We start from the raw sequence: 7314 nt of genomic DNA on the forward strand, positions 1-7314 counted from the left end.
CATATCCAGCTCCGGCCCGACCTCATCGATGGCTGCCTGGCCGGCACCAGACTGACCCTGGCCCAGCAGCCGACAACAAGCCGAGGAAGTCAGTAGGTCCTACGTTGGCGGTGGATTGAACGGGCCGTCGTAAGGTCCAGAGGTCCAGAGACACCGGGTATGGCTCTCAGTAGGTTGCCTCGATGGTTCCCGTCACCAGGCCGCCCGATGTCTCACGACGACTCGGCCGCTAATTAGAAGCTGCGAGCCCCCGTGCATCGCTGAGTAGGACCACGCTGGCGAGGTCGTCCGGACGGACAGCGCACGTCGAACGACCGGAGGAACTGGTGGCCCGCATCTGGGCAGGTACGGACATCGGCAAGACCCACCACCACTGCGTGGCCCTGGACAGTGAGGGCAGGAGGTTGCTCTCGCGCCGGGTCCTGGACGACGAGCCGGAGCTGCTCACACTGCTCAGCGAGGTGCTGGCACTGGACGAGGACGTGGTGTGGGCAGTCGACGTTGCGGACGGTATGGCCGCCCTGTGGATCAACGTGCTCCTCAACCACGGCCAGCACCTGGTCTACATACCGGGCCTGGCAGTCAACCGGGCCTCGGCCGGCTATCGAGGCATGGGCAAGACCGACGCCAAGGACGCGACCGTCATCGCCGACCAAGCGCGCATGCGCCGGGACCTGGCCGTCATCCGTCCCGATGACGAGCAGGCGATCGAGCTGAGAATTCTCACCAGCCGCCGGGCTGACCTGACGGCCGACCGCACCCGCCGCACCAACCGGCTGCGTCACCAACTGGTGGGCATTTTCCCGGCGTTGGAACGCGTGCTGGACCTGGGAAATAGCGGTCCGCTGATCCTGCTGAGCGGTTACCAGACCCCGGCCGCTCTGCGCCGGACCGGCCGCAGGCGCCTGGAATCCTGGCTGCGCAACCGCAGTGTTCGCAGCGCCGACCTCCTGGCCCAGGCTGCTGTGGAAGCAGCCGAACGCCAGCACACCGCCGTTCCCGGGGAGAAGATCATCGCGCAGGTGATTCACACCCTGGCCAAGGAGGTGATGAGCCTCAACGAGCAGATCAGCGAGATCGACAAGCTCATTGCGGCCCGGTTTCGCGAGCACGACCTCGCCGAACTGATCACCAGCATGCCCGGCATCGGCCCGCTCCTGGGCGCCGAGTTCCTCGCCGCCACTGCCGGCGACATGAGCCGCTACGGCAGTGCCGACCGCCTGGCCAGCTTTGCCGGAGTCGCACCCGTGCCCCGCGACTCCGGCAACGTCAGCGGCAACCTGCACCGCCCCCGGCGCTACCACCGTGGCCTGCAACGCGTCTTCTACACCTCCGCGCTCATCAGCATCCGCAGCTGCGAGGAGTCCCGTCGGTTCTACGAACGCAAGCGTGCCGAGGGGAAGCGGCACATCCAGGCCGTCCTCGCTCTGGCCCGACGACGCGTCAACGTCCTGTGGGCCCTCATCCGTGACGGACGGTGCTACCAAGCCGAACTCCAAGTAGCCACCGCTGCTTGACAACAGCATTAGAAGGTGCGCTGTCTGGGGAGTTGATGAGGGTGTCCGGGGAGTCCTCTGTGAGGAAGTAGTCCTTGAGCGTTTTGTCCCTGGTTTTCGGAGAGTTCTAAGCGGTTTCCCAGGTCGCCCGGCGCATCCGGCGCTGGGCCTTGATCGGCCTGCGCATGCCGTGGGCGATGACGGTCTCACGGCCGTCGGGGTGCTTCCAGGTCAGCAGGCGCGCCTGGCGGCGACGACACCTAGGCGATCGTCATCGACGCCGCCCACAGTGCGTATGCGCGCGAAGAGGGCCACGACCGGGTGAGTCGTGGCCCTCTCGCGTCTTACGGGGAGCGGGGTCCGTTGCTGCCGGACCGGCCGGGACTGCGGCGGGGTCCGCTGCCGGTCAGTCCTTGCCGGTGAGCCGCCAGATCTGGTTCTTCTTGGTGGTCAGGGTGCTGCCGGTGTCGCAGGTCCATTGGTGGACGAGGGCGCCGGGTGCGGTGGAGATGGTGCTGACGTCGACGCACTTGCCGCTGTGGACGGCGACCAGTTGGTAGTCGTGGCTGTTGCCGAGCGCGGTCACCGCTCTCAGCGTGAACCGCTGGTTGGTGCCGTTGAGGCAGGTCCACTGCTGGACGGCGGCCCCGTCGGCCGTGGAGAAGGCGGAGACGTCCAGGCACTTGCCGCTGGAGTGGTTGACGATGGTGTACGTGTCGGTGGCGCCGCTGACGGGGTGGAAGTCGAAGCGCTGCTCCTGGCCGGTTCCGCAGGTGTTCTGCTGGTACTGGGTGCCGTTGGCGGTGGACTGGGCGGGGTCTTCGAGGCAGAGCCCGCTGTGCTGGGCGACCGCTGTGGACGAGAAGCCGGTCGAGGCCCCGATGTGCAGGCTCGCGGGGGCGAAGGAGACCTGGTCGAGGTGCGGGGCGGAGCTGGAGCGCATGGGCTGTCCGATGTCGTCGCCACCGCCGGAGTAGACCACGCCGATGGTGGTGCCGTCGTAGTTGTAGAGCTGCGAGGCGGTGAACTTCACCGTGTTCGCACCTGCCTTGAGGGTCACCGGAACGGTGTAGTTCTGGAACTGGTTCCAGTGCAGGGTGTTGGCGAAGTTGACGCGGGTGGCGTCGCCGCCGTTGACGCTGACGTCGGCGTGCTCGGCGTACAGGTCGGGGTTGTAGTGGTTGGAGGGCAGTTCCTCGGCGTTGGCGTAGCGCATGGTCATGGCGTAGGTGCCGGCCGTGGGCGCGTTGACGTTGAGGGTGAGGGAGTTGGCCGTTCCGTTGCCGATGCCGGTGACGACGCCGCCGTTGGCCTGGCTGTAGGTGGTGTCGGCGGTCGCGGTGCCGGTGAGGGTGCCGTTCTCGGCCTGGTAGGTGACGACGTTGCCGGTGGTGACCGGGTCAGTGGCACTGAACGGGGTGACGGCCAGGCGGTCCAGGGCGAGGGTGCCGGTGGCGCCGGTCACCTTGACCTTGTTGATGCCGGCGTTCAGGTAGATCCGGTTGGTGGAGGTGGACCAGGCGTCGGTGGTCGCTCCGGAGAGGGTCTGGTCGTCCGCAGTCTTGCCGTTGACGGTGAGGTCGGCCTGGCCGGTGTTGCGGTAGCGGGCCGTCAGGTCGGCGTATCCGTCCCGCGCGGAATAGACCCAGAACGTCGCGGACTTGCCGGAGGTGAGGTTGACCGCGCCGGCGCCGGACTGGCCCTGGGAGGTGTAGGTGGTCGTGCCGCTGTCGGAGAGGTTGGCCTGCTCGGCCTCGTAGAGCGTGGTGCCCTGGACGGAGGCGTCCTGGTACTGGAGGTCGATCTTGTCGACGAGAGCGTCGCCGACGGTCTTCGCGCCGTTGTCGCCGGTGGTGGCCAGGGTGAGGGTGTGGCTGCCCGCGGTGAGGTGCACGGTGGCGTCATCGTGTCCCCAGATCACCCACTGGAAGGCCACAGGGATGTCGATCCTCGTCGAGGCGCCGCCGTCGACCCGGGCGTACACGTTCGTCGGGCCCTTGACGTCGGCGTCCTTGGCGTAGCTGTTGCCGAACACCGACAGGTCGTAGTCGCCGGTGGTGGGGACGGTGACGGGGAAGGAGATCACCGTGGTCGAGTCGGTGCGCAGGCCTCCGACGTCCTTGTTGCCCGAGGTGGCGTGCTTGCCGACGTTGCCGGTCGTGCCTTCGGTGTTGATGTTGTAGCCGCTGCCGCTGAGCGTGGCGTTCTCCGCCTCGTACGTGGCCCGCCAGGTGCTGTCGGAGGCGGTGGTGCTGCCGGTGCCGCCCGGGGAGACGATCACCTCGTACGCGGACATCGCGTCGAGGGTGAGGGGCAGCGTGATCGAGCCGTCGGAGCCCACGGCCACGTCGGCGTCGGAGAGCCGTGTCGGGGTGGCCGCCGCGCCGATGTAGCCGCTCCAGCGGTCCTGGAACACGCTGACGTGCACGGTGCTGCCGAAGACCGCGGGGTCGATGTTCTTGATGACCGTGCTGGAGTCACCGCTCGTGCCGCCCCCGGCGAGGATGACACGCGCCTGCTTCTTGGCGGTGTCCAGGCTCGCCAGGCCCTGGAGGGTGTACGCGGCGTTGTTGGACGCGCCGGTCACCTTCACGGTGTTGCCGCTCATGGAGCTGTACCAGTTGTACAGCCACCACTGGGCGTTGGGCGTGTTCTGGGCCGCGGCGGAGTCGCCGAGGTTGCCGTTGATGTTCCAGTACGGCAGGTTGCCGTCGATCTTCTCGTCCTCCATGGCCGCGATCCACTGCACCATCTGGCCGGGGTCGGTCAGGTGGTAGTTGTGGGCGTACTCGTTGAGGTTGATCGGCAGGTGCGAGGTGAGCCCTACCGAGGTCTCCGCCGCACGGTAGTTGTCGACGGTGCTGCGGACGCTCGCCGGGCTGCCCAGGGTGTGCCAGGTCACGACGTCCGGGAGGCAGTTGTTGGTCTTGCAGTAGGCGAGGAAGCCCTTGTAGGCGAACTCGGTGTAACTGGAGAAGTTGGGGCCGGCGATCCGGGCCTGCGGCCAGAGGCCCTTGATGAAGTTGTACGTCTGGAGCCACTCGGACTCGAAGGCGGCCAGCGGCGACGACTGGGTACGTGCGCCTGGGAACCACATACCGTCGGGCTCGTTGTAGGGGACGAAGACGATGTGGTCCTTGTAGGGGCTGGCCATCGCCTGCTCGACCTGGGTCTTCATGGCCGCCTGGTAGGCGGCGTAGCTGGCCCGTTCGTAGCTGAACGTGCGGTACACGTCCGTCATGTAGATCATGACGTCCCCGCCGCCGCTGTCCACGAAGGGCTTGGCGACCTCCAGCGCGTCCGAGCCGGGGTGCTGCTGACCGTCCTGAGCCTTGGTGTTGGTGGTCTTCAGCCCCATCCCCTCGATGAGGTTGTTCGTCGGCACGTCCGGGCCGTACAGCCCGTACAGCGCGCCGTCGGCGCCGCCGTGGAAGGCCCCGGTGGTGGTGCCGAGATCGACGGTCAGGGTGGGGGTGGCGGCAGAGGCCGGCGTTGCCATCACGGTGGTGACGCCGACTATGACGGTCAGCGGGAGCAGCGTCCTGGTGATGCCGTGGAGAAGGCGTCTCGTGGTCGAGCGCCTTTGCCCGATTCTTGGCATGTCCTTACGTCCCTTCAGGGATGTGGCTGGTTGTTGCTGGGCCGGCCCCCGTGCCGGACGTGTGGGTGGGTGTCGCTCGCGGGTCAGGCGACGGCGGTGGCGGCCCCGGCACCCGCTTGGCGGTGCTGGTGGTCGCGGGCCAGCAGCAGGTAGCTGCTGGCGGTCCAGGTGTAGGCCCGGTCGCGGAGCCCCTGGCCGGTCAGGGCGTCGAAGTTCTCGGCGAAGCCGGAGGTTTCGCACAGGGCGCGGAAACGGGCGCTGATCTCGTTGGCGAGGTGTTCGTGCCCGGCGCGGCGCAGGCCGTCCTCGATGAGGACGGTGACGGGGGCCCAGATCGGGCCGCGCCAGTACCCGTCGGGTTCGTAGTGCGGGGAGGCGGGGTGCTCGGTCGCCAGGCCGAACGCGGTGAGGTGGGCTTCGATCTGTTCGGCCAGCCGGTCGCGGACCTCGAGGGGCAGGCGGTCGCCGAGCACGATCGGCATCAGGTCGAGCAGGCTGGAGCTTGGGGCGGGGGTGCCGTCGTGGGCCGGCCGGCTCAGGAACCGTTCGCCGTCCCATAGCTCCCCCAGCAAGGCGACCTGGAGGGTGTCGGCTGTCCGGGTGCGGTGCCGGGCGTCGTCCAGGAAGCCCAGTTCGGTGGCGAGGCGGGCCAGTTCGTCCAGCTGGAGTATCAGCATCGCGGTGAGGTCGGCGGTGACCATCACGCGTTCGGGGTCGAAGGCGGTGGCGTTGTCCCAACCGCTGTCGTTTCCGTGCTGGTAGTGGGGCAGGGTGGCTTCGGGTGCGCGTCGTGCGGTGAGCCAGAAGTCCGTCCAGCGCGCCAATCTCCTGTACGCCTCGGCGAGTTGGGCCGGATCGAGGGGTTCGGGGAGCCGGGTGCGCAGGTGACGTAGGGCCCAGCCGTGGATGGGCGGTTTGACGAAGTTGTAGAGGACCTCGGAGTGGGTGACGGAGTCGGGCAGCGCGCCGCTGTCGTCCTGGTGGTCGAAGGGCAGTGAGAACTGGTCCCAGGCGAGGCCCGGGGATCCGGGGGCCAGGGCGAGGGCGTTGAAGCAGTGGTCCCAGCTCCAGACCTTGTCCATCCAGTGCTTGGACATCAGTACGGCGGGCCGCGTGACCATGCCCGCCGGGCGCACGGTCGCCGACCACACCACATAGGCGGCGAGTGCGGCGGCCGGAGTGTCCTCCGAGCGCCAGGGGGCGATCGTGTCGGCGAACTCGGCGAACGATCGCCGCGCGGCCTGCGTGACCTCGCTGAACGCCGCCGAGGAGCGGTAGGGCTGTCGCGCACTGTCGAGTTCCTCGATAGCGACCTCCCACGATCCGTCGGCTTCGGCAGTGACCGTGAGGCCGCGCACGCCGGCACCCAGGGTCTGGGAACCGGAGACCTCCGCGACCGTGCCGGACAGCAGGGTGGTCCGGTAGCGGCGCCCGGTCTCGTAGGAGGTGAACGTGTGGGAACCGTCCACCGGGTCGCGGTAGAAGTAGGTGCCGCTGAAGGGGGTCAGGTCCTTCGCCGCCGCGGTGACCCGCAGGCCCAGCCCGTCGCCCCGAAGGCGGACGGTGTCCGGCGACTCGTAGGCGAGGTCGATGCGGCCGTCCTTACCGGTCCAGCTGAGCAGGCCGGGTGTCGCCTCCACGCGGGTCTCCGCCCGCTCGCCTGTCGCCGCGTCCAGAGGGACGAGGCGCAGGACGGCGTGCATGCCGTTCTGGTGCGAGACGAGGTGGAGGTCCTCGGCTCGGATCTTCTCCGCCAGGACGGGAGAGATGCCGAACCAGGATCCGTGCGTGCTGAACGGGATGTCGTGAACGGAGAAGGCTGGTCCGGGCAGGGCAGCGGTCATGAAGTCGGCACTCATTTCTTGAGCGGGTGGTCGGCGGTCTGCCGGTCGGGGCGCTGATGCTCGCGCGGTGACTCGTGGAGAGCGCCGCCTATGCGGGGGCCCGGTGTCAGTCCTTGACGGCGCCGGCGGTGACGCCGGCGGCGACGTAGCGCTGGGCGAGGACGAGGATGACCGTGGCGGGCAGGGAGGCCACGACGGCGGTGGCCATGATGGCGTTCCACTGCTGGTTGTTGTTGCCGATGTAGTGGTAGATGCCCAGAGTGATCGGCTCGTGCGCCCCGCCGCCCGCGAGGGTGCTGGCGAAGATGAAGTCGGACCAGGACCACAGGAACGCGAACAGCGACACGGTGACGATCGAGTTGCGGCTCATCGG

Annotated in this window: 3 protein-coding genes and 1 pseudogene; 1 reads left to right on the forward strand and 3 read right to left on the reverse strand. The window is 68.3% G+C overall.

What is annotated here, in order from left to right; all coding sequences use genetic code 11:
- Nucleotides 1-323: 323 nt before the first annotated feature.
- Complete coding sequence (locus tag ABZT06_RS49955) at nucleotides 324-1517, forward strand: IS110 family transposase (protein ID WP_355756453.1); 1194 nt, start codon at nucleotides 324-326, stop codon at nucleotides 1515-1517.
- A gap of 385 nt (nucleotides 1518-1902) precedes the next feature.
- Here ABZT06_RS49955 and ABZT06_RS49960 read toward each other — a convergent pair whose 3' ends face one another.
- The 3 genes and pseudogenes from ABZT06_RS49960 to ABZT06_RS49970 all read right to left on the reverse strand — a co-directional run.
- On the reverse strand, nucleotides 1903-5097 hold the full coding sequence (locus ABZT06_RS49960) for an RICIN domain-containing protein (RefSeq protein WP_355756450.1): 3195 nt from the start codon (nucleotides 5095-5097) through the stop codon (nucleotides 1903-1905).
- Nucleotides 5098-5180: 83 nt separating this feature from the next.
- On the reverse strand, nucleotides 5181-6941 hold the full coding sequence (locus ABZT06_RS49965; RefSeq protein WP_355756456.1) for a glycogen debranching protein: 1761 nt from the start codon (nucleotides 6939-6941) through the stop codon (nucleotides 5181-5183).
- A 106-nt stretch (nucleotides 6942-7047) separates the two neighbouring features.
- Nucleotides 7048-7314, reverse strand: a pseudogene (locus tag ABZT06_RS49970) (carbohydrate ABC transporter permease); the annotation flags it as partial.

It is taken from the genome of Streptomyces sp. NPDC005483, assembly GCF_040606035.1.
In the GTDB taxonomy this organism is placed as follows: Bacteria; Actinomycetota; Actinomycetes; order Streptomycetales; family Streptomycetaceae; genus Streptomyces.

Excerpts from the sequence above, each read along its gene's own strand:
- ABZT06_RS49965 (WP_355756456.1), bottom strand. The coding sequence starts at position 6,941 with ATGACCGCTGCCCTGCCCGGACCAGCCTTCTCCGTTCACGACATCCCG.
- ABZT06_RS49960 (WP_355756450.1), bottom strand. The coding sequence starts at position 5,097 with ATGCCAAGAATCGGGCAAAGGCGCTCGACCACGAGACGCCTTCTCCAC.